Below are 20,319 nucleotides of genomic sequence, written 5' to 3'. Positions count from 1 at the left end.
TCGGTATCGGGGGTGAGAGTGACAGTCGCAATACATGGAGTGAATCAGAAATCCTACTAATACCGCTTTGGCGCTTTGTGGATGCCTCCCGCGATAAGCCGAAAAGGAGACCGCTTTTAGTCTTATCGCTCCGGCTACCACGAAGACGCGCCTGTGCTTGATGTGTCTATGTAAGAAAGCACATTTCGGTATCGGGGACTAAACCTGGAAATTGTAGTGCTTCCTTCTTCCAGTTAAATTAGTGTCAAATAGTAATCACATTATAATTTCAGCATATCCATCCCAAAATCATTTTGAAATCCACACCTCGAATCACAACTCTCCCGATATTGAACACTCTAGCGCAGGCGCGGCAAAGGGGTAGCCGAAGTCCTAAGACTGGATGTGAAGCGCCAATCCAGGCTTAGGGCGAGAGGCATCCCCAAAGCGCCAAGCGATCTATAATCGACACTCCGAATCACAACACTCTCTATAATGAACAACCCCAGCGCAGGCGCGGCAAAGGGGTAGCCGAAGTCGTGAGACTGGATGCGAAGCGCTAATCCAGGCTCAGGGCGAGAGGCATCCCCAAAGCGCCAAGTGATCTATAATCGACACTCCGAATCACAACACTCTCTATAATGAACAACCCCAGCGCAGGCGCGGCAAAGGGGTAGCCGAAGTCCTAAGACTGGATGTGAAGCGCCAATCCAGGCTTAGGGCGAGAGGCATCCCCAAAGCGCCAAGCGATCTACAATCGACACTCCGAATCACAACACTCTCTATAATGAACACCCCAGCGCAGGCGCGGCAAAGGGGTAGCCGAAGTCGTAAGCCTGGATGCGAAGCGCTAATCCAGGCTCAGGGCGAGAGGCATCCCCAAAGCGCCAAGAGATCAACAATTTTCACTCAGAACCACAACACTCTCAATAATGAACAATTATAGCGAAGGCGCTTGCGCGGCTTTTAGAAAAGTCCCAATTCCGGAAAAATCATTAAAAATAGAATTCATAAAAAAAAGTTTGAAAGTTTTTTTAAATGTGCTATATGCGATATATCGCTATATAACTAGCATGTAAGCGGATACATTTAAATGTACTATTCATAATTGGTTAACAATTTTAAAAACACTGTTGACTCCAGCCGGTATCCAAGATATGATGACATCAATCCAATATCAGTTCGTGATTCAATTCACAAACTACATAACCTAGACAGCAAGATAAACAGAATTTCAACATGTAAGTGATTTGATGAGGGGTGACTACAATGGAAAAACCAATGAGAAGTGACATGATTAAAAAAGGTGTAGATCGTGCACCGCATAGAAGTCTGCTGTACGCTACAGGCGTTAGAATGAAAGATATGCACAAACCTTTCATCGGTGTCTGTAACTCCTATATTGATATTATTCCGGGACATATGCATTTGAACAAATTCGCAGAAGTCGTCAAAGAGGCGATTCGTGAAGCTGGCGGGATCCCGTTCGAGTTCAACACAATCGGTGTTGACGATGGGATTGCAATGGGACATATCGGAATGCGCTATTCATTACCAAGTCGTGAACTCATCGCAGACTCTGCAGAGACGGTTATCAACGCTCACTGGTTCGACGGTGTATTCTACATTCCAAACTGCGACAAAATTACGCCGGGTATGTTGATGGCAGCAGTTCGTACGAACGTTCCATCCGTATTCGTCTCAGGCGGACCAATGGAAGGCGGCGTATCATCGACTGGTAAGCCTTTATCGCTCGTCTCCGTATTCGAGGGTGTTGGAGCTTACAAACAAGGTACGATGACAGCAGAAGAGCTGCTCGACATTGAACAGAGTGCATGCCCGTCATGCGGATCATGCTCCGGAATGTTCACAGCAAACTCCATGAACTCTTTAATGGAAATGCTGGGAGTAACAGTTCCGGGTAACGGTACAATTCTTGCTACTTCGAATGAACGACATAGACTCATTAAAGAAGCCGCGGAACATCTTGTTCGCATGGTGAAAGAAGATATTAAACCGCGTGACATTATAACAAAAGAAACAATTGATGATGCATTTGCACTTGATATGGCAATGGGCGGTTCTACAAACACAGTGCTCCATACACTTGCAATCGCACACGAAGCAGAAATTGAATACGATGTCCGTGATATCAACAAAGTTGCCGAACGGATTCCGTATTTATCCAAAATCAGTCCATCTTCTGACTACACCATGCACGATGTCCATCTTGCAGGCGGTGTCAGCTCCATTATTAAAGAGCTATGTGAAATTGAGGGAGCGGTTCATCCAGACCGGATGACGATTACCGGAAAATCACTTTATGAAAACGTAAAAGACTCTCACATACTTAACGATGAAGTCATTCGACGTCACGATAATGCATACAGTCCTGTAGGTGGCTTGTCCGTCCTATTCGGTAATATTGCACCGGACGGCGGCGTCATCAAAGTAGGAGCCGTTGACCCATCGATTACAGCGTTTCGAGGAAAAGCCATTGTGTTTGAATCGCAAGAAGATACACAAGAAGGTATTGACAACGGAACAGTAAAAGAAGGCGATGTTGTTGTTATTCGTTACGAAGGTCCGAAAGGTGGACCGGGAATGCCTGAAATGCTCGCACCGACTGCTGCAATTGCAGGACGTGGGCTGGCGACGAAAGTAGCGCTCATTACAGATGGACGTTTCTCAGGGGCATCCCGAGGCATCTCGATTGGCCATATATCACCTGAAGCGGCTGAAGGCGGACCAATCGCGTTAGTTGAAGATGGTGATATCATCTCAATCGACTTAACAAACCGGACAATTGAACTTGAAGTTTCTGATGAAGAACTTGAAAAACGTAGAGCAAACTTAAAGCCATTCGAACCTAAAATTAAAAAAGGCTATCTAGCCAGATATTCAGCGCTTGTCACATCTGCAAGTACAGGCGGAGTTATGAAAATTTAATAGTTAAAATCAATGATGGGGCAAAAGTAATTAGAGCCTGTATTCACAGAGAGCCGGTAATGCTGAAAGCCGGTAATACAACTAGTTACGACATCACCCCGGAGTGGATTGCTGAAAGTAAAGTAGGCAATCCCGGGCGACGAGAAATCGGCGCTCGTTATAAAAAGAATAGACCTAGTCTATTCATGAGGCGGCTAGATTGCTGCGAACAAGGGTGGTACCATGAAAAGTTTTTTCATCCCTATGTAAAGGAGAAGTTCTTTGCGTGGGATGAAAAGGCTTTTTTTTTCGACAAGAAGATTGATTATTCAAAAGTATGAGTAAGGAGGAGTTTATAGATGAATGCTGACGTTCAAACGAAGCAAGTGGTAAAGGAAACGGCGCCAGAGACTGTGCAGGAGCCACAACAGACTGTACAACCGAAAGATGGGTCTGCTGTACTCATTCAAGCTTTGAAGGATCAGGGTGTCGACGTTATTTTCGGTTATCCTGGAGGAGCTGTATTACCGATTTATGATGCATTGTATCAAAACCCTATTTCCCACATACTTGCACGTCACGAACAAGGCGCGATTCATGCGGCTGAAGGATATGCACGTGTTTCAGGAAAACCTGGTGTCGTCATTGCGACATCTGGACCTGGGGCGACGAACTTGGTGACGGGAATTACCGATGCAATGATGGATTCACTGCCACTCGTCATCTTCACCGGGCAAGTGGCAAATACAGTCATTGGTACCGATGCGTTCCAAGAAGCGGATATTATTGGGATCACGCAACCAATCACAAAGCATAACTACCAAGTGAATGATGTAGCTGATTTCCCAAGAATTATCAAAGAGGCATTCCACATTGCTTCAACAGGACGCCCAGGACCCGTACTCGTTGATATTCCTAAAAATATTGCAACGGGGCTCTTCATTCCAACGGGCGATATGGACGCGGAAGTAGATTTACCGGGTTATCAGCCGACAACGACTCCGAACTATTTACAAATACAAAAAGCAGCAGAAGCCATTTCTGGGGCGAAAAAACCACTGATCCTAGCAGGTGCAGGTATCTTGCATGCGCAGGCGATGGATGAATTGAAAGAACTTGTAGAGAAACATCAGATTCCTGTGACGAATACACTTCTTGGTCTTGGCGGTATCCGTGGTGATCATGAACTATTCCTAGGAATGGCCGGCATGCATGGAACGGTTACATCCAATATGGCGCTCAGTGAATGTGATGTACTTGTCAATATCGGCGCACGTTTCGACGACAGGCTGACAGGTAATCTGGCATCATTCGCTCCGAATGCAAAGATTATCCACATCGATATCGATCCTGCTGAAATCGGGAAAAATGTACCGACGGAAATCCCGATTGTAGCGGACGCTAAAGAAGCACTGCAAGCCCTGTTGAAACAACAATTCTCGTCACCGGAAACAGCGCTTTGGCTGACATACTTAAAAGAATCGGCCGAGAAGTTTCCATTGTGGTACAACAACGATGATGAAGGAGCAATTCTTCCACAACAGGCGCTTGAAATCATCCACCGCATTACAAAGGGTGATGCAATCGTCACAACGGATGTCGGACAGCATCAGATGTGGACGGCTCAATACTATTCACTGAATAATCCGGACCATTGGGTAACTTCAGGCGGTCTTGGCACTATGGGCTTCGGCTTCCCGGCAGCAATTGGTGCACAAATCGCCAAGCCGGATGCACGCGTCATTGCAATTGTTGGAGATGCTGGATTCCAAATGACAGCGCAAGAGTTGTCGCTGTTACAAGAAATGCGCATTCCAGTCAAAATTATTATTCTAAACAATGGCTGTCTTGGAATGGTTCGCCAATGGCAAGAAACATTTTACGAAAAGCGTTACTCCCAATCATTGATGCCCGTTCAGCCAAACTTTGTGAAATTAGCAGAGGCGTATGACATTAAAGGGTATCGGATCGACACATTGGAAGAAGCAGAAGCAGTATTTCAAGAAGCACTGTTGTCTGATGAACCCGTTCTCATCGATTGCCGTGTAAAACAACTCGAAAACGTCTATCCAATGGTTGCACCAGGTAGAGGACTACATGAAATGATCGGGGTGAGTAAACTATGAAACGAGTTATTACAGTAACTGTAATCAACCAAAGTGGCGTGCTCAACAGGGTGACCGGCTTGCTGATGAAAAGGCAGTTCAATATCGAAAGCATCACAGTCGGTCACACCGAAATAGCAGGCAGGTCCAAAATGACGTTCATCGTCAATGTAGAAGACGAACGGAAAATCGAACAGCTCGTTAAACAGCTGCAAAAACAAATCGATGTTCTTAAAGTCAATGACATCACGGATAAAGCGATCGTTATGCGAGAGCTTGCGCTAGTGAAAGTCATTTCACCGCCACATGTTAGAAGTGAAATGAACAGCATTATCGAACCATTCCGGGCAACGGTTATCGACACTGGGAAAAACGTCGTCACCTACCAAGTGATTGGAAATCCGGAAAAGATTGAGGCATTTATCGATTTACTTAGGCCTTATGGCATCAAAGAATTGACAAGAACAGGCGCTACGGCATTTGTTCGTGAAACACAAAAGGTTCAATCACCTCAGCTATCTATATTAAAGTAGGAAAAGCGAAGGGCATCCCCTAGCGCCGTAGCAGATTCAATGAAATTCATTATTACAACCTATCTAGACAGAATTACCAAACTAAAAAAACCCAACTATTAGGAGGAAAACAATTATGGCTAAAATGTATTATAACCAAGATATCAACGAAGGACTTTTGAAAGATAAGCTTGTAGCAATCATCGGATACGGATCACAAGGTCATGCACACGCACAAAACTTGAATGACTCTGGATTCAATGTCGTTGTCGGCGTCCGCGAAGGTAAATCATTTGATCAGGCAAAACAAGATGGACTACAAGTATTGACTGTTCGTGAGGCTGCTGAAAAAGCGGACGTTATCATGATCCTACTTCCGGATGAAAGACAGAAACAAGTCTATGACGCAGAAATCGAGCCAGCACTTAAAGCAGGTAAATCACTTGTTTTCGCACACGGATTCAACGTTCACTTCGGTCAAATCGTACCACCTGCTGATGTTGACGTATTCCTAGTTGCACCAAAAGGACCTGGACACCTTGTTCGTAGAACATTCGAAGCGGGCGCAGGTGTTCCAGCATTGTTCGCAGTCTATCAAGACGTTTCGGGCCAAGCGAAAGACGTAGCTCTTGCTTATGCAAAAGCGATTGGATCTGCACGTGGCGGCGTACTTGAAACGACGTTCAAAGAAGAAACAGAAACAGATCTATTCGGCGAACAAGCGGTACTATGTGGCGGACTGACTTCACTTGTTAAAGCTGGTTTTGAAACACTAGTAGAAGCAGGTTACCAACCAGAACTTGCTTACTTCGAAACATTGCACGAAACAAAACTGATTGTTGATCTTATGTATGAAGGCGGAATGGCAGGCATGCGCTACTCGATCTCAGATACAGCTGAGTGGGGAGATTTCGTTTCAGGACCACGTATTGTTGACGCGGATACAAAAGCGCGTATGAAAGATGTACTAACAGACATTCAATCAGGTAAATTTGCGAGAGAATGGATTGAAGAAAACGAAAATGGTCGTCCGAACTTCAATCGATTTGAAGAAACGGAAGCACAGCATGAAATTGAAATTGTTGGTAAAAAACTTCGCGCAATGATGCCTTTCGTCAATGAAGGTGCAAAATCAAAAGAGGAAGAAGTGGTGGGTAGTGCGAAAAATTGACATATTTGACACAACTCTTCGGGACGGTGAACAATCTGCAGGTATTAACCTAAATACAGCGGAGAAGTTAGAAATTGCACGGCAGCTTGAAAAATTCGGGGCAACAATCATCGAAGCAGGGTTTCCTGCTTCATCCCCGGGTGATTTTGAAGCGGTACAGAAAATCGCAAACGCAGTGAAGAAGTCGACGGTAACTGGTCTTGCCCGCGCAATGAAAAGCGATATCGAAACATCTTGGGAAGCACTTCGCGGTGCGGAACAACCTCATCTACATGTGTTTTTAGCAACTTCACCTATCCATATGGAATATAAGCTTCAGAAAACACCTGACCAGGTCGTAGAAATTGCAGTAGAAGCCGTGAAATATGCCCGTAAGTTCTTCCCGCAAGTTCAATGGTCTGCTGAAGATGCATTCCGCTCAGATCGGGAGTTCCTAGTGCGTATCATCAATCAAGTAATCGCAGCTGGCGCATCCGTTATCAATATTCCTGATACGGTCGGCTACGCAACACCACAAGAATACGGTGCATTATTCAAGTTCCTGAAAGAAAACGTCACAGGCATCGATAAAGTGAAGCTTTCTGCACATTGTCATGATGACCTAGGTTTTGCAGTAGCCAACTCAATCGCAGCGATTGAAAATGGTGCCGATCAAGTCGAAGGTACAATCAATGGGATCGGAGAGCGTGCAGGAAATGCAGCGCTTGAAGAAATTGCTGTTGCACTCCATATCCGCAAAGATTATTACGGATTGGAAACGGGTATTAATTTACACGAAATTAAACGCACAAGCCAACTTGTCAGTCAATTAACAGGCGTTGTCATCCAGCCAAACAAAGCAATTGTTGGCAAGAACGCATTTGCTCATGAGTCAGGAATTCACCAGGATGGCTACCTGAAAAATCGTGAGACATATGAAATCATTACACCTGAATTAATCGGGGGCAAAACTGAACCGCTTGCGCTAGGTAAACACTCTGGCAGACACGCATTCAGTGACCGCGCCATTTCAATGGGCTTTGATCTTAGTGCTGATAAGTTAAATGAAGCGTTTGCTGAATTTAAGAAACTTGCGGACCGTAAAAAAGAAATTACAGAAGATGATCTGTTTGTATTATTTACAGATCAGCAAATTCAAACTAATGATGTACCTGTTTATAAATTTACAGATGTTCAAGTTCAATATGCAACTGCGAATGTTCCATCTGCAACCGTTACAGCTGTTAATCCGGATGGAAAAACAGTCACTGCGACAGCAACAGGTTCAGGATCAGTTGAAGCCATTTTCAATACGCTAGAAATACTTGTTGAAGGCGAAGTTCATATTCTAGATTACCGTGTTACATCGATTGGCAAAGGACGCGATGCACTTGGCGAAGCGGTTGTTAATCTCAGTATTAATGGCGAAGTGTCTATTGGACGCGATGTCGCACAGGACGTGTTGGGCGCATCTGCAAAAGCCTACTTTAATGCAATTAACAGACAATTGGTCAAAAAGCATTCCCAAACAAAAGTTAGCACAGCTCAAATAGTCTGAATAAATAGAATTAAAAACAATAAGGAGGAGAAGTTCTATGGAGAAGAAAGTAGCAGTATTACCAGGTGATGGAATTGGTCCAGAAGTGACTGAAGCGGCAGTGAAGGTGCTTGAAGTGATTGCAAGACGCTTTAACCACACGTTCCATGTAGAGTACGGAGTAATTGGCGGCGCTGCAATTGACAAACATCAAAATCCGCTTCCAGATGAAACAGTGGCACTCTGTGAAGCGAGTGACGCGGTACTTCTTGGCGCTGTAGGCGGTCCGAAATGGGACCAAAATCCTTCAGCACTCCGACCGGAAAAAGGACTGCTTGCGATTCGGAAACGTTTCGACTTGTTTGCCAATCTTCGGCCTGTGAAAGCTGTGCCATCCTTACTCCATGCATCTCCTCTAAAACCAGAAGTGGCAAAAGATGTAGATATGATGATCGTACGGGAACTGACAGGTGGTCTATATTTCGGCGAACCAAGTCGGCGGACAGCAGATGCTGCAGTGGATTCACTGGTTTATACACGCGAAGAGATTGAGCGTATCGTAGTCACGGCGTTTGAAATTGCCCGCTTGCGCCGAGGAAAAGTAGCTTCTGTTGATAAAGCAAATGTACTTGAAACGAGTAAGCTATGGCGTGAAGTTGTTGAAGAGAAAAAGAAAGCTTATCCCGATATTGAAGTGGAGCATATGTTAGTCGATTCTACGGCTATGAAATTGATTACGAACCCAGCGGCATTTGACGTTGTCGTTACGGAAAATATGTTTGGCGACATTTTAAGTGATGAGGCATCTGTCATTACAGGATCACTTGGCGTACTTCCGTCAGCAAGTATCCGTTCGGACGGTTTTGGTTTATACGAGCCAGTCCACGGTTCCGCACCTGAAATTGCAGGACTTGGTTTGGCAAATCCTGCAGCAGCGATTCTATCGGTTGCCATGATGTTGAAGTATTCATTCAACCTAGATACGGAAGCGTCTGCAATTGAAGAAGCGGTTAACACAGTGTTTGAAGATGGTTTCTTCACAGCAGATCTTGTAGAACCGGGTAAACGGGTTTTATCGACAAAAGAGTGGACGGACAAAGTCATTGACGAACTTGATACACAATTCGTCTCGAATAGCATTATGTTTTCATACGTTTAAGAGAGGGAGGGCTGCCATATGGAGCAAAATATTATCGAGAAAATCTGGAATCAGCATATCGTTTACGAAGAACAAGGGAAGCCTGATCTGCTCTATATCGATCTTCATTTATTGCATGAAGTGACTTCTCCGCAGGCGTTTGAAGGGCTGCGACTTGCGAATCGTACTGTGCGCAGACCCGATCTCTGCTTTGCAACGATGGATCATAACGTTCCGACACGAAATCGTGATGAGATTAAAGATCCAATTGCGCGGAAACAAATCAACACATTGCAAACAAATTGTGATGAATTTGGCGTCCCGCTTGCAAATATGGATCATCCGGATCAAGGAATTGTTCATATAATCGGGCCAGAACTTGGACTAACGCAGCCAGGTAAAACAATTGTCTGTGGTGATAGCCATACATCTACACATGGCGCTTTCGGAGCAATTGCATTTGGCATCGGTACGAGCGAAGTCGAGCATGTCCTTTCAACGCAAACATTGTGGCAATCAAAGCCGAAAACAATGGAAATCCGCATTAACGGGAAACTTGGATTCGGTGTTACCGCAAAAGATGTTATTTTAGCGATTATCGCCAAATTTGGAATTGATATGGGTACGGGGCATATTGTTGAATTTACGGGTGAAGCAATCCGTAATTTGACGATGGAAGAACGGATGACCGTTTGTAATATGTCCATTGAAGCAGGGGCAAAAGCCGGTTTGATCAGCCCAGATGCAACGACTGTTGCTTATTTGAAAGGCCGTAGATATGTTCCAGAAGGTCAGGAATTTGAAGAGGCATCGGCGCATTGGCTGTCGCTTGCATCTGATACAGACGCGACTTATGATACGGTTCTTGAAATGAATGCAGATGAAATCGAACCGTTCGTGACATGGGGTACTAATCCTTCAATGGGATCTGGTATTTCGGCAAGTGTTCCTTACGCGAAGGATTTTGAGTCAGAATCAGATAAAGATGCACTGAAACAAGCACTGGCGTATATGGGGCTTGAAGAAGGCGCTCCGCTGAAGTCAATTGATATCCAGCATGTCTTCATTGGTTCGTGCACAAATGCAAGATTGAGTGATTTACGTGCAGCGGCGAAAGTGATTGCAGGGAAGAAAGTCCATCCTTCCGTCACGGCAATTGTTGTACCAGGTTCACGCACTGTTAAAAAACAGGCGGAGGATGAAGGGTTAGATTCAGTATTCCTTGAGGCTGGATTCGAGTGGCGGGAATCGGGTTGCAGCATGTGCCTTGCGATGAATGATGATGTTGTTCCAGCAGGTGAACGGTGCGCTTCAACATCGAACCGGAATTTCGAAGGGCGTCAAGGAGCAGGGGCACGTACACATCTTGTAAGTCCGGCCATGGCAGCCGCTTCAGCAATTGCAGGCCATTTTGTAGATGTCCGCGAATTGGAAGTTGTTCATTCATAAGTGAGGAAAGGATGATTAGATGGAACCGATTAACGAAGTCGTTAGTGTAATAACACCGCTTGACCGTAAAAACGTCGATACCGACCAGATTATTTCGAAAGAGTTCTTGAAACGAATTGAACGTACAGGGTTCGGGAAATATTTGTTTTATCACTGGCGACATAATGCTGATGGAAGCGAAGTTCAAGATTTCGTCTTGAATGATGAGCGGTTCAAAGAGTCTAAAATCCTCGTTGCTCAAGAAAACTTTGGCTGCGGATCCTCTCGTGAACATGCACCGTGGTCGATTTTAGACTATGGATTCAATGTCGTTATCGCGCCAAGTTTTGCGGATATATTCTATAATAACTGCATGAAAAACGGCTTGCTTCCGATTAAATTAACAATGTCGGAAGTGGAAGAGTTATTGGCAAACGGTCAAAAAGATCCTTATTCAGTTGAAGTTAATCTAGTTGAACAGACGGTGACGGGGCAGGATGGCAAGTCCTATTCGTTTGAAATTGATCCGTATTATAAAGAAATGTTGTTAAATGGCTGGGATGAAATATCCTTGACATTCCAATATGAAGAACAAATAGCCAACTATGAAAAACAACATCAGCACACGTAAATGCCGACTAAAAGGGGAGATGGTGTAATTGGGAATTTGTATGAAACAACGCGCTTATTCGAAGCATTTGAACGCTTAACCGAAATTGTTCACCGTACGCCAATTAAACAATCGGAGACATTGAATGAATGGACACAATCCGAAGTGTATTTAAAACTTGAAAACTTACAGAAGACAGGGTCATTTAAAGTACGTGGCGCGTTCAATAAAATCTCTCAATTGACAGAGGCAGAATGCGCAAAAGGTTTACTTGCGGCTTCCGCGGGAAATCATGCACAAGGTGTTGCACTGGCAGGACGGAAAGTGGGCGCCAAGGTTACAATATTCATGCCTGAAACGACTCCAGCGGCAAAAGTGGATGCTACCCGGAAATACGGAGCGACTGTTAAGCTTGTTGGGAAAAGTTTTGATGAGGCTTATAAGGCGGCGCGTACCGAACAACTGGCAACAGGTGCGACGTTTATTCACCCATTCGACGATCTAACAATTATCGAGGGTCAGGCAACTGTTGCGATGGAAATGCTACAACAGCAACCTGATCTGGACACGATTGTTGTACCAGCAGGTGGTGGAGGTCTGCTCGCAGGGACTGCACTTGCTGTGAAGACAATACGGCCTTCGGTAAAAGTGATTGGTGTCCAGGCCGCAAACGCACCGGCTATTGTTTCGGCTTATCACGGTAGAAAAAGTAATTTGGCTCACTTTTTACCGACGATAGCGGAAGGGATTTGCGTCAAAGAACCAGGTAAAGTAACGATGGATATCATTCATAATTATGTAGACGATATGATTACGGTAACTGAACGGGAGATTTCTTCAGCGATTCTTTTCATGTTAGAACGCGAGAAGTTGCTTGTTGAAGGGGCGGCAGCTGCAGCGATTGCAGCTGTTCTGAATAAGAAATTGCCAACTTCTGCTGCACGAGTCGGTGTGATTGTCTCAGGCGGAAACTTCGATATTGCGAAGCTAGGAAATTGTATAACGGCATGTAATGATACTGTGCTTAATTTTTAATATCTAAGCTATGTGTATTACACAATAATGATTATCGTTAGAATTACTAATGTTTAATCATCGAATTGAAAAAGCCCCTTTCATTTTTATTAATGAAAGGGGTAATTTTTTGTCTTTTGGCAGTCTATGCTATTCCATGTCAACTATGCTTCTTCGTGTGAATTTTATAAACTAATTGTCAACCCTGCACTTGCACCACCTGTTACAGTGTTTATTAGAGAAAGACCTGTGGCACTTGAAGAGAACACCATCAATAGGCGGTCACCTTGTGCTACCGGAACTGAAATTGAGCTAGATGAAGCAAAACTAAGGTTACCAATAGCGATCAAACCTGTTAATGATGGAGCTAGAGTTAAAACAGCAGCTGTAGGGCTAAAGGTGTTGTTACCTGCTACCGCACGATATACTTGTGCGGTAATTGTTATAGTTGTACCAATAAGTGTCAATGCCAATGTATTCTTGAATGTGGCTGACATTGCCGTGATAGTACCAGCTTGAGGTACTGTGAAAGAGTACTCAATCGGGAGTAACGCTGTGGAGATATCAGTACCCAAAAGAGAAACACCCGCAATAGACCCTCCGAACCCTATTAAACTTGTAGTACCAACTAATCCACCCAAGACAGTGGTCATGACAGCTGGAATACCTGATGCAAAAGGAATAAAGGCACCAGCTCCGGTTGCGCCCGTAGCTCCGGTTCCGCCAGTAGCACCAGTAGCTCCGTCAATGCCGTTAGTTCCTGTAGCACCAGTAGGACCTGTAGATCCAGTCGCGCCGTCAATGCCGTTAGTTCCTGTTGCTCCAGTAGGACCCGTAGATCCTGTCGCGCCGGTCGCTCCAGTAGCTCCGTCAATGCCGTTAGTTCCTGTAGCTCCAGTAGGGCCAGTAGATCCTGTTGCCCCGGTAGCACCATTAATGCCGTCAGTTCCAGTAGCTCCAGTAGGACCGGTAGATCCCGTTGCGCCGGTAGCGCCGTTAATGCCGTCAGTTCCCGTCGCACCAGTAGGACCAGTAGATCCCGTTGCACCTGTCGCTCCGTCAATGCCGTTAGTTCCAGTCGCTCCAGTAGATCCCGTTGCACCGGTAGCGCCGTTAATGCCGTCAGTTCCTGTCGCACCAGTAGGACCAGTAGATCCCGTAGATCCCGTTGCGCCGGTAGCACCATTAATGCCGTCAGTTCCTGTTGCTCCAGTAGGACCAGTAGATCCTGTTGCACCTGTCGCTCCGTCAATACCGTTAGTTCCCGTCACGCCAGTAGGACCGGTAGCTCCAGTGGCCCCGTTAATGCCATTAGTTCCTGTTGCACCAGTAGGACCCGTAGATCCAGTCGCGCCGTCAATACCGTCAGTTCCTGTAGCTCCAGTAGGACCAGTAGCGCCGTCAATGCCGTTAGTTCCTGTAGCTCCAGTAGATCCTGTTGCCCCGGTAGCTCCGTCAATGCCGTTAGTTCCTGTTGCTCCAGTAGGACCCGTAGATCCAGTTGCACCAGTAGCCCCGTCAATGCCGTTAGTTCCCGTCGCACCTGTAGGACCGGTAGATCCGGTCGCTCCGGTAGCTCCGTCAATGCCGTTAGTTCCCGTCCCACCTGTAGATCCGGTAGCACCAGTGGCTCCGTCAATACCGTTAGTTCCCGTAGGACCTGTAGATCCGGTTGCTCCAGTAGCTCCGTCAATGCCGTTAGTACCCGTAGATCCAGTCGCACCAGTAGTTCCGTCAATGCCGTTAGTTCCTGTAGCTCCAGTAGGACCCGTAGATCCCGTCGCACCAGTAGCCCCGTCAATGCCGTTAGTTCCGGTAGCACCAGTAGGACCGGTAGATCCCGTCGCTCCAGTGGCTCCGTCAATACCGTTAGTTCCCGTAGGACCTGTAGATCCGGTAGCACCAGTGGCTCCGTCAATACCGTTAGTTCCCGTAGGACCTGTAGATCCGGTCGCACCAGTAGCTCCGTCAATGCCGTTAGTTCCCGTAGATCCCGTCGCACCAGTAGGACCGGTAGATCCGGTCGCTCCGGTCGCTCCGGTAGCTCCGTCAATGCCGTTAGTTCCCGTAGGACCTGTAGATCCGGTCGCTCCAGTAGCTCCGTCAATGCCGTTAGGACCCGTAGATCCAGTCGCACCAGTAGCCCCGTCAATACCGTTAGTTCCCGTAGGACCTGTAGATCCGGTCGCACCAGTAGCACCAGTGGCTCCGTCAATACCGTTAGTTCCCGTAGGACCTGTAGATCCGGTCGCTCCAGTAGCTCCGTCAATGCCGTTAGGACCCGTAGATCCAGTCGCACCAGTAGCCCCGTCAATACCGTTAGTTCCCGTAGCACCAGTCGTACCAGTCACGCCGGTAGCGCCAGTCGTACCAGTCACGCCGGTAGCGCCAGTCGTACCCGTTGCTCCAGTAGCACCAGTTACTCCAGTCGCGCCAGTAGATCCAGTATCACCGGTAGTTCCGGTAAATCCAGTAGCTCCGGTCGCCCCGGTAGCGCCAGTAGCCCCTCTTTTACAACAACACGGATCGTAATTACATGTTTCAGGTTTGATACAATCAATACATTTATTACATTCAATACATTTATTACATTTTCGTTTATTTTAGTCATAATAATTCATTTTTTCACCTCCTATCTCTAACATCCTATTCGAGCATTATATGGGGGGACGGGCATTCAACTGCGTGCCTAAAATAATAGTTAATTAAATATGTACTAATGGGTGGAGGAATTCTCCACTATTTATACTTCCGAATAAAAAAACAACCGCCTGATAAATTATCAGTGGCTGTTTTATTTGGATAGGCAAATTAAATTTTATCCTCAATACTTCTAATAACTTCATCTAAATACTTTTTGTTATTCACTATTTTGTCATAATTTGGTTTGTATTTCCCGGCTAATTCATTATGATGATAGGCTTTGTCGTACTGTTTTAGTCGATCATAAAGAACACATAATTGAAGATTGGGTAGCCATGTGGAAAATGAAGTGTTCTGAAAGCTTATCTGTTGATGATTTTCATAAAGGAGCGCTTGACTATACCAGTGGATAGCCTCGGCGTTTTTAAATTGTTCCATAAAATAATACCCGAGTCGGCAACACGCTTCGGGCCGAGGAACATCAAAGGCGAGGGTTCTTAAGGTAGAACTAAGCTCCTTATCCTTGTCGTTTAAATTATGGTAGCAGTCCGCAAGTTTAAAGCATGCCCTGATATTATCTTCGACCCAGCCTAGTTTCGATTCAAGAAACATTTCGTAATAAAGGATTGCTTGTTGAAAATCACTATGATCCATCAATTCATTGGCGTAATAGAATGTATCCCGCGGAGAAAGTGTTTCCCCTGACTCCACCAACTTTTTATATATTGTGATATTACGTTCACTATCATGGCTTAAAGGGGAGTGGGTGACTGCCACATCACTAGCGTATAGATTCCCTGATACGGAAAGATACTCGTGCACGGCTCCTATCCATTTAAACTCGTTGATTCTTTTAACTAGACGATACCTCCTCAAAAGGGAAGTCACATTTCCTTCATGATCAAAACTTAAATGATAATTCATTGAAACAGCATCAATCTCTGGTTGTAAGGATTGTTTCAACAACTTGAACTTTTCCTGATCTTCAGCTGTAAATACGTCATCTGCGTCGAGCCAGAGAACATAATCCGTTGTTGCTTGTTCGAATGAGAAATTACGTGCCGCTGAAAAATCGTCAATCCACTGAAAATCAAAAATTCGATTGGTGTACTTATTGATGATTTCCTTTGTTCGGTCGTCAGACCCCGTGTCCACAATATTGATTTCATCCACTAACCCACTAACAGAATCTAGACACCTCCCAATCACTTCCTCTTCGTTTTTTACAATCATACACAAACTTATCGTTATCACTTTTTATCCCTCCAAGCTTTCCATCTATTTATATGCAGTCTCCGAGATTTTGACGAACAAATTACTCCTGGGTATTACGAATATATATATTTTTTCTAGAGAAAGTTTTCTTGGAGGCTATCTAATTATGTCGGATATATCTCTTTGTTTAAAAGGTTTTTAGTTACTCGTTAATTGTGAATTCACTAAGGAATTCGGAGTTGTCCGTTAAGTTTACTAAGGCATTAAAAGATGTTATCTTAGTGAAAGTTGATAAAAAATTATGCTTTTTATATTCGTGTAATCGGTTACATAGATGTTAAGAGAGGGGCATTTAATTCAGCAAAAAATAATGTATAGATTAGGAGAATAATAATATGGATTTTTCACCATGGGTTTTATTTACGGATATCGGTTTGATTTCATTGCTACTGCTTGTAGGGACGATTATTCGAGCGAAGGTTAAGTTCATCCAGCAAATGTTTTTGCCGGCTAGTATTATTGCTGGGCTTCTGGCTTTACTGTTAGGGCCGAATGGTTTAGGGCTTTTGCCGTTTTCAGATCAAATTAAAGTCTATCCGGCAATCTTGATAGCAGTCATCTTTGGAACACTGCCGTTACTGTCACCACGGATTGACTGGAATGCGATTAAGACAAGAGTCGGAAGCATGTGGTCGTACTCTCAAATTGCTATGGTATTAATGTGGGGTGGAGGATTGTTATTCGCGCTCCTACTGATTAATCCATTTTGGGATGTACATGACGGTTTCGGTTTGTTACTTGCAGCCGGCTTCGTAGGGGGACACGGAACTGCAGCGGCTATTGGTGCGACGTTTGAGCAAAATGGCTGGGAAGAAGCGACTTCGTTAGCTATGACATCTGCAACTGTAGGGATTATGAGTGCCATCCTAATTGGGATCCTCTTCATTAAATGGGGTTCTTCGAAGGGGCATACGTCATTCCTCGCTTCGTTCAAAGATTTGCCGGACGAGCTTAGAACGGGATTAATCCCACCTGAATCGAGAACGAAGTCTGAAACGGATACGGTATCGTCAATTTCGATTGATCCATATGTTTTTCACCTTTCTATCATTACGATTATCGCCATGGGCGGTTATTATTTAAGCCAATTAGGTGCAACTCTATTGCCAAGCGTTGTTATACCGGCATTTTCACTGGCATTTCTTGTTGGATTGTTCGTGAAGAAGATATTGAATTCTACGAATACAGATAAATATGTCAGTAAGGATGTTGTGTCAAGAATTAGTGGAAGTGCGACGGATATTCTCGTTGCATTCGGAATTGGTTCAATCAGTATTGCAGTTGTACTTGATTACGCTGTTCCGTTACTAATGCTGTTTGTGTTTGGTCTCGTGTATGCTTTCTTATTTTTCGCAGTCTTTTCAAAGAAGTTTTTCCCGGAATACTGGTTTGAAAAAGGGATATTCACATGGGGCTGGACAACAGGAACAGTTGCTATGGGTATGGCGCTGCTTAGAATTGTCGATCCAAAATCTGAAAGTAAAACGCTGGATGATTACAGCTTGGCTTACATACCAATTGCGCCAGTTGAAATTATGCTCGTTACATTCGCTCCGATGCTTGTATTAAGTTCACAAGGATTTATTTTTGTTGCGATCACATTTGCATTCGCATTCGTTATTTATTTGATGGCAATTAAAAATAAATGGTTAAATAGAAAAGCATAAAAGAACAGCATAAAAGAACAGGATCCTATTGCCGTCGAATGACGGTTGAAGGGTCCTGTTTTTGTTGTGGTGTTATTGGGTGACTGTCACCCCATAAGCCGATTATATCCCCGTGCGAACCGATCATAAACCCCTCCCAACAACCTAAAACCCCAGGGCCTTCCTAACATCAGCCATATACGTCTGGCCAACAGGTAACTCTGTACCATCTCTTAATGTAAGTACTAGATTAGAAGTAATGTCTCTGGAAATGCGCTGGATTGCTGGAATGTTAACAATGTAAGACCGATGGATACGTAGAAACGTCTTTGGTAATCGTAATTGCAAATCTTTCAGCGTATAGCTGGTACAGAATTGTTCACTGGCTACATAAAACCAAGTTTTCTTTTGTAAGCTTTCTATATAAGCAATTTCTTCAATTGCAACCGGGCTCCATTCATCTTCTTGTTTTCCAGTGAGGAAGCGAAACGGTTCATGTCGCAGTACATGATAATACGGTGGCAAGATAACGATTAGCGCACCGGGTTCGCCTTGGAGGTCGACTGGATAACCAATTCCATAATAGGGGATTCCGAACAATGAGTTATCCATGATTTTATCAACCTTGAGTCGATGGTTAATGACTTTATCCGCAATGCTACCAGGCATGACAGGCTGCCCTTCTTTTAAGCGGATATTATGAATACCTTCCACGTAATAGATGTAGGTATCACCCATCGCAATTGCAATAGCAGCATCTTTCGGTACCCAATCTTCCAATATAGAAGCATATTGCTGTAACACTTCTCTCGCAATCTCCATATTCACCATCCTCACATCTGTATCCCCCTTTGTTTTCTATGAAACTTCTACTGGCGAACTATTTCGTCATCTATAAACCGCTTTCATCCTAAAATTACAACCTTTTGTCGGAAAGTACAGACAACTTTGTATCTTCTGTTATATATTACTGTATAACAACTTCGGCTGTTATGAAACAGTGCGAAAGAATTAATTTCACAACTAGCTGAACATAAAAAAACTGGAAGGTGTGACTGAGATATGACTAGACAAGAGCAGATTGAACAATTGGAGAAAAGCTGGGCGGAGGATAGCAGATGGAAAGGAATTGAACGTCCTTACACTGCTGAAGATGTTGTTAAACTTCGTGGATCCGTTTTGATTGAACAAACACTGGCAACAAAAGGTGCGACTCGCTTATGGAGTTCATTGCATGAAGAGGATTTCATCAATGCCCTTGGCGCTCTAACAGGTAATCAGGCAGTTCAACAAGTAAAAGCTGGACTTCAAGCAATCTATCTTAGCGGGTGGCAAGTGGCGGCGGATGCAAACCTTTCAGGCCAAATGTATCCTGACCAAAGTTTATATCCAGCAAATAGTGTTCCTTCTGTCGTCAAACGTATCAATCAAGCACTTCAACGGGCCGACCAAATCGATCACGCAGAAGGGCGCGCAGATGGTTTCGACTGGTTCGCACCCATTATTGCAGACGCTGAAGCAGGTTTCGGTGGACCCCTTAACGTATTCGAATTAATGAAAGGCATGATAGAAGCTGGAGCAGCAGGCGTTCACCTTGAGGATCAACTTGCATCCGAAAAGAAATGTGGACACTTGGGCGGTAAAGTATTGTTACCGACACAAAATGCGATCCGGAACTTAGTGGCAGCAAGACTTGCGGCTGACGTTCTAGGCGTACCAACTGTTCTTATCTCACGTACAGATGCGGATGCAGCAGATATGGTCACCAGCGATATTGATCCAGTAGACGCTGAATTCCTTACTGGGGAGCGCACACCTGAAGGATTCTACCGTACAAAACCTGGTATCGACCAAGCGATTGCACGAGGATTGGCATATGCACCTTATGCAGACCTTGTCTGGTGTGAAACATCGCATCCATCTCTTGAAGAGGCACAACAGTTTGCGGATGCAATCCATGCGGAATTTCCTGGGAAAATGCTTGCTTACAACTGCTCGCCATCATTCAACTGGGAAGCAAACTTGGACGAAGCGACAATCGCGAAATACCAAGTGGAACTCGGTAAAATGGGCTACAAATTCCAGTTCGTTACACTTGCAGGCTTCCATTCATTGAACCACAGCATGTTTAATCTTGCGCATGACTACAAAGACAATGGCATGGCAGCTTATTCAAAACTGCAACAGGCTGAATTTGCCAATGAAGATAAAGGGTACACAGCGACTAGACATCAACGTGAAGTTGGAACAGGTTACTTCGACGAAGTGTCACAAATCATTTCTGGCGGTACTTCTTCTACAACGGCGATGAAAGGCTCAACTGAAACCGCACAATTTGTTTGATCTATCGGTGC

15 protein-coding genes and 1 other annotated feature are annotated in these 20,319 nt (G+C 44.7%); of the genes, 11 read left to right on the top strand and 4 right to left on the bottom strand.

Annotation, left to right across the window (positions count from 1 at the left end):
- The first annotated feature begins 1,260 nt into the window (after positions 1-1,260).
- From ilvD to ilvA, 9 genes are all read left to right on the top strand, one after another.
- Positions 1,261-2,928: a dihydroxy-acid dehydratase gene (ilvD, locus tag H2672_RS14475; RefSeq protein ID WP_186672582.1), complete on the top strand. Its 1,668-nt coding sequence runs from the start codon at positions 1,261-1,263 to the stop codon at positions 2,926-2,928.
- A 3-nt stretch (positions 2,929-2,931) separates the two neighbouring features.
- Positions 2,932-3,174, top strand: a binding site (T-box leader).
- A gap of 92 nt (positions 3,175-3,266) precedes the next feature.
- Entirely contained in the window at positions 3,267-5,033 is a 1,767-nt protein-coding gene (gene ilvB, locus H2672_RS14470) for an acetolactate synthase large subunit (RefSeq protein WP_186672542.1), read from the top strand.
- Entirely contained in the window at positions 5,030-5,545 is a 516-nt protein-coding gene (ilvN, locus tag H2672_RS14465; protein ID WP_186672540.1) for an acetolactate synthase small subunit, read from the top strand. Before ilvB ends, ilvN begins: the two co-directional genes overlap by 4 nt.
- Before the next feature lie 115 nt (positions 5,546-5,660).
- Positions 5,661-6,695, top strand: a complete 1,035-nt coding sequence (ilvC, locus tag H2672_RS14460; protein ID WP_186672539.1) for a ketol-acid reductoisomerase — start codon at positions 5,661-5,663, stop codon at positions 6,693-6,695.
- Entirely contained in the window at positions 6,682-8,232 is a 1,551-nt protein-coding gene (locus H2672_RS14455) for a 2-isopropylmalate synthase (protein ID WP_186672537.1), read from the top strand. The genes ilvC and H2672_RS14455 overlap by 14 nt, the downstream gene beginning before the upstream one ends.
- A 37-nt stretch (positions 8,233-8,269) precedes the next feature.
- The gene (gene leuB, locus H2672_RS14450; protein WP_186672535.1) at positions 8,270-9,370 is read left to right on the top strand and encodes a 3-isopropylmalate dehydrogenase; all 1,101 of its coding nucleotides are present in this window, start codon (positions 8,270-8,272) and stop codon (positions 9,368-9,370) included.
- An 18-nt stretch (positions 9,371-9,388) separates the two neighbouring features.
- Complete coding sequence (gene leuC, locus H2672_RS14445; protein ID WP_186672533.1) at positions 9,389-10,798, top strand: 3-isopropylmalate dehydratase large subunit; 1,410 nt, start codon at positions 9,389-9,391, stop codon at positions 10,796-10,798.
- A gap of 19 nt (positions 10,799-10,817) precedes the next feature.
- Positions 10,818-11,408: a 3-isopropylmalate dehydratase small subunit gene (leuD, locus tag H2672_RS14440; protein ID WP_186672532.1), complete on the top strand. Its 591-nt coding sequence runs from the start codon at positions 10,818-10,820 to the stop codon at positions 11,406-11,408.
- Entirely contained in the window at positions 11,409-12,422 is a 1,014-nt protein-coding gene (ilvA, locus tag H2672_RS14435) for a threonine ammonia-lyase (protein ID WP_186672531.1), read from the top strand.
- A 164-nt stretch (positions 12,423-12,586) separates the two neighbouring features.
- Here the strand turns inward: ilvA and H2672_RS14430 are convergent, their stop codons facing one another.
- The 3 genes from H2672_RS14430 to H2672_RS14425 form a co-directional block, all read right to left on the bottom strand.
- Positions 12,587-14,779: an exosporium glycoprotein BclB-related protein gene (locus H2672_RS14430; RefSeq protein ID WP_222439411.1), complete on the bottom strand. Its 2,193-nt coding sequence runs from the start codon at positions 14,777-14,779 to the stop codon at positions 12,587-12,589.
- Between the two features lie 41 nt (positions 14,780-14,820).
- Positions 14,821-15,012, bottom strand: coding sequence for a hypothetical protein (locus tag H2672_RS19420; protein WP_222439410.1), 192 nt, complete (start codon positions 15,010-15,012; stop codon positions 14,821-14,823).
- A 200-nt stretch (positions 15,013-15,212) separates the two neighbouring features.
- A complete protein-coding gene (locus H2672_RS14425) occupies positions 15,213-16,298 on the bottom strand; it encodes a glycosyltransferase family 2 protein (protein ID WP_186672530.1) in 1,086 nt (361 codons plus the stop codon).
- 356 nt (positions 16,299-16,654) lie between these two features.
- On the opposite strand from H2672_RS14425, the gene H2672_RS14420 reads away from it, so the two are divergent.
- The gene (locus H2672_RS14420) at positions 16,655-17,986 is read left to right on the top strand and encodes a sodium/glutamate symporter (protein ID WP_186672529.1); all 1,332 of its coding nucleotides are present in this window, start codon (positions 16,655-16,657) and stop codon (positions 17,984-17,986) included.
- Between the two features lie 144 nt (positions 17,987-18,130).
- Here H2672_RS14420 and H2672_RS14415 read toward each other — a convergent pair whose 3' ends face one another.
- A complete protein-coding gene (locus tag H2672_RS14415) occupies positions 18,131-18,796 on the bottom strand; it encodes a LytR/AlgR family response regulator transcription factor (protein WP_186672579.1) in 666 nt (221 codons plus the stop codon).
- Between the two features lie 231 nt (positions 18,797-19,027).
- On the opposite strand from H2672_RS14415, the gene aceA reads away from it, so the two are divergent.
- On the top strand, positions 19,028-20,308 hold the full coding sequence (aceA, locus tag H2672_RS14410; RefSeq protein WP_186672528.1) for an isocitrate lyase: 1,281 nt from the start codon (positions 19,028-19,030) through the stop codon (positions 20,306-20,308).
- Positions 20,309-20,319: the final 11 nt, after the last annotated feature.

The organism is Sporosarcina sp. BP05 (genome assembly GCF_014282005.1).
Taxonomy (GTDB): domain Bacteria; phylum Bacillota; class Bacilli; order Bacillales_A; family Planococcaceae; genus Sporosarcina.
Note: the sequence above shows the minus strand (reverse complement) of the source record. Positions and strands in the feature narration are given on the sequence as shown.

What these genes read in the sequence shown, in the direction of transcription:
- H2672_RS14415 (WP_186672579.1), bottom strand. Translation starts at nt 18,796, where the DNA reads ATGGTGAATATGGAGATTGCGAGAGAAGTGTTACAGCAATATGCTTCT.
- ilvC (WP_186672539.1), top strand. Translation starts at nt 5,661, where the DNA reads ATGGCTAAAATGTATTATAACCAAGATATCAACGAAGGACTTTTGAAA.
- leuD (WP_186672532.1), top strand. Translation starts at nt 10,818, where the DNA reads ATGGAACCGATTAACGAAGTCGTTAGTGTAATAACACCGCTTGACCGT.
- leuB (WP_186672535.1), top strand. Translation starts at nt 8,270, where the DNA reads ATGGAGAAGAAAGTAGCAGTATTACCAGGTGATGGAATTGGTCCAGAA.
- aceA (WP_186672528.1), top strand. Translation starts at nt 19,028, where the DNA reads ATGACTAGACAAGAGCAGATTGAACAATTGGAGAAAAGCTGGGCGGAG.
- ilvA (WP_186672531.1), top strand. Translation starts at nt 11,409, where the DNA reads ATGCCGACTAAAAGGGGAGATGGTGTAATTGGGAATTTGTATGAAACA.
- H2672_RS19420 (WP_222439410.1), bottom strand. Translation starts at nt 15,012, where the DNA reads ATGACTAAAATAAACGAAAATGTAATAAATGTATTGAATGTAATAAAT.
- ilvB (WP_186672542.1), top strand. Translation starts at nt 3,267, where the DNA reads ATGAATGCTGACGTTCAAACGAAGCAAGTGGTAAAGGAAACGGCGCCA.
- H2672_RS14420 (WP_186672529.1), top strand. Translation starts at nt 16,655, where the DNA reads ATGGATTTTTCACCATGGGTTTTATTTACGGATATCGGTTTGATTTCA.
- leuC (WP_186672533.1), top strand. Translation starts at nt 9,389, where the DNA reads ATGGAGCAAAATATTATCGAGAAAATCTGGAATCAGCATATCGTTTAC.
- ilvN (WP_186672540.1), top strand. Translation starts at nt 5,030, where the DNA reads ATGAAACGAGTTATTACAGTAACTGTAATCAACCAAAGTGGCGTGCTC.
- ilvD (WP_186672582.1), top strand. Translation starts at nt 1,261, where the DNA reads ATGAGAAGTGACATGATTAAAAAAGGTGTAGATCGTGCACCGCATAGA.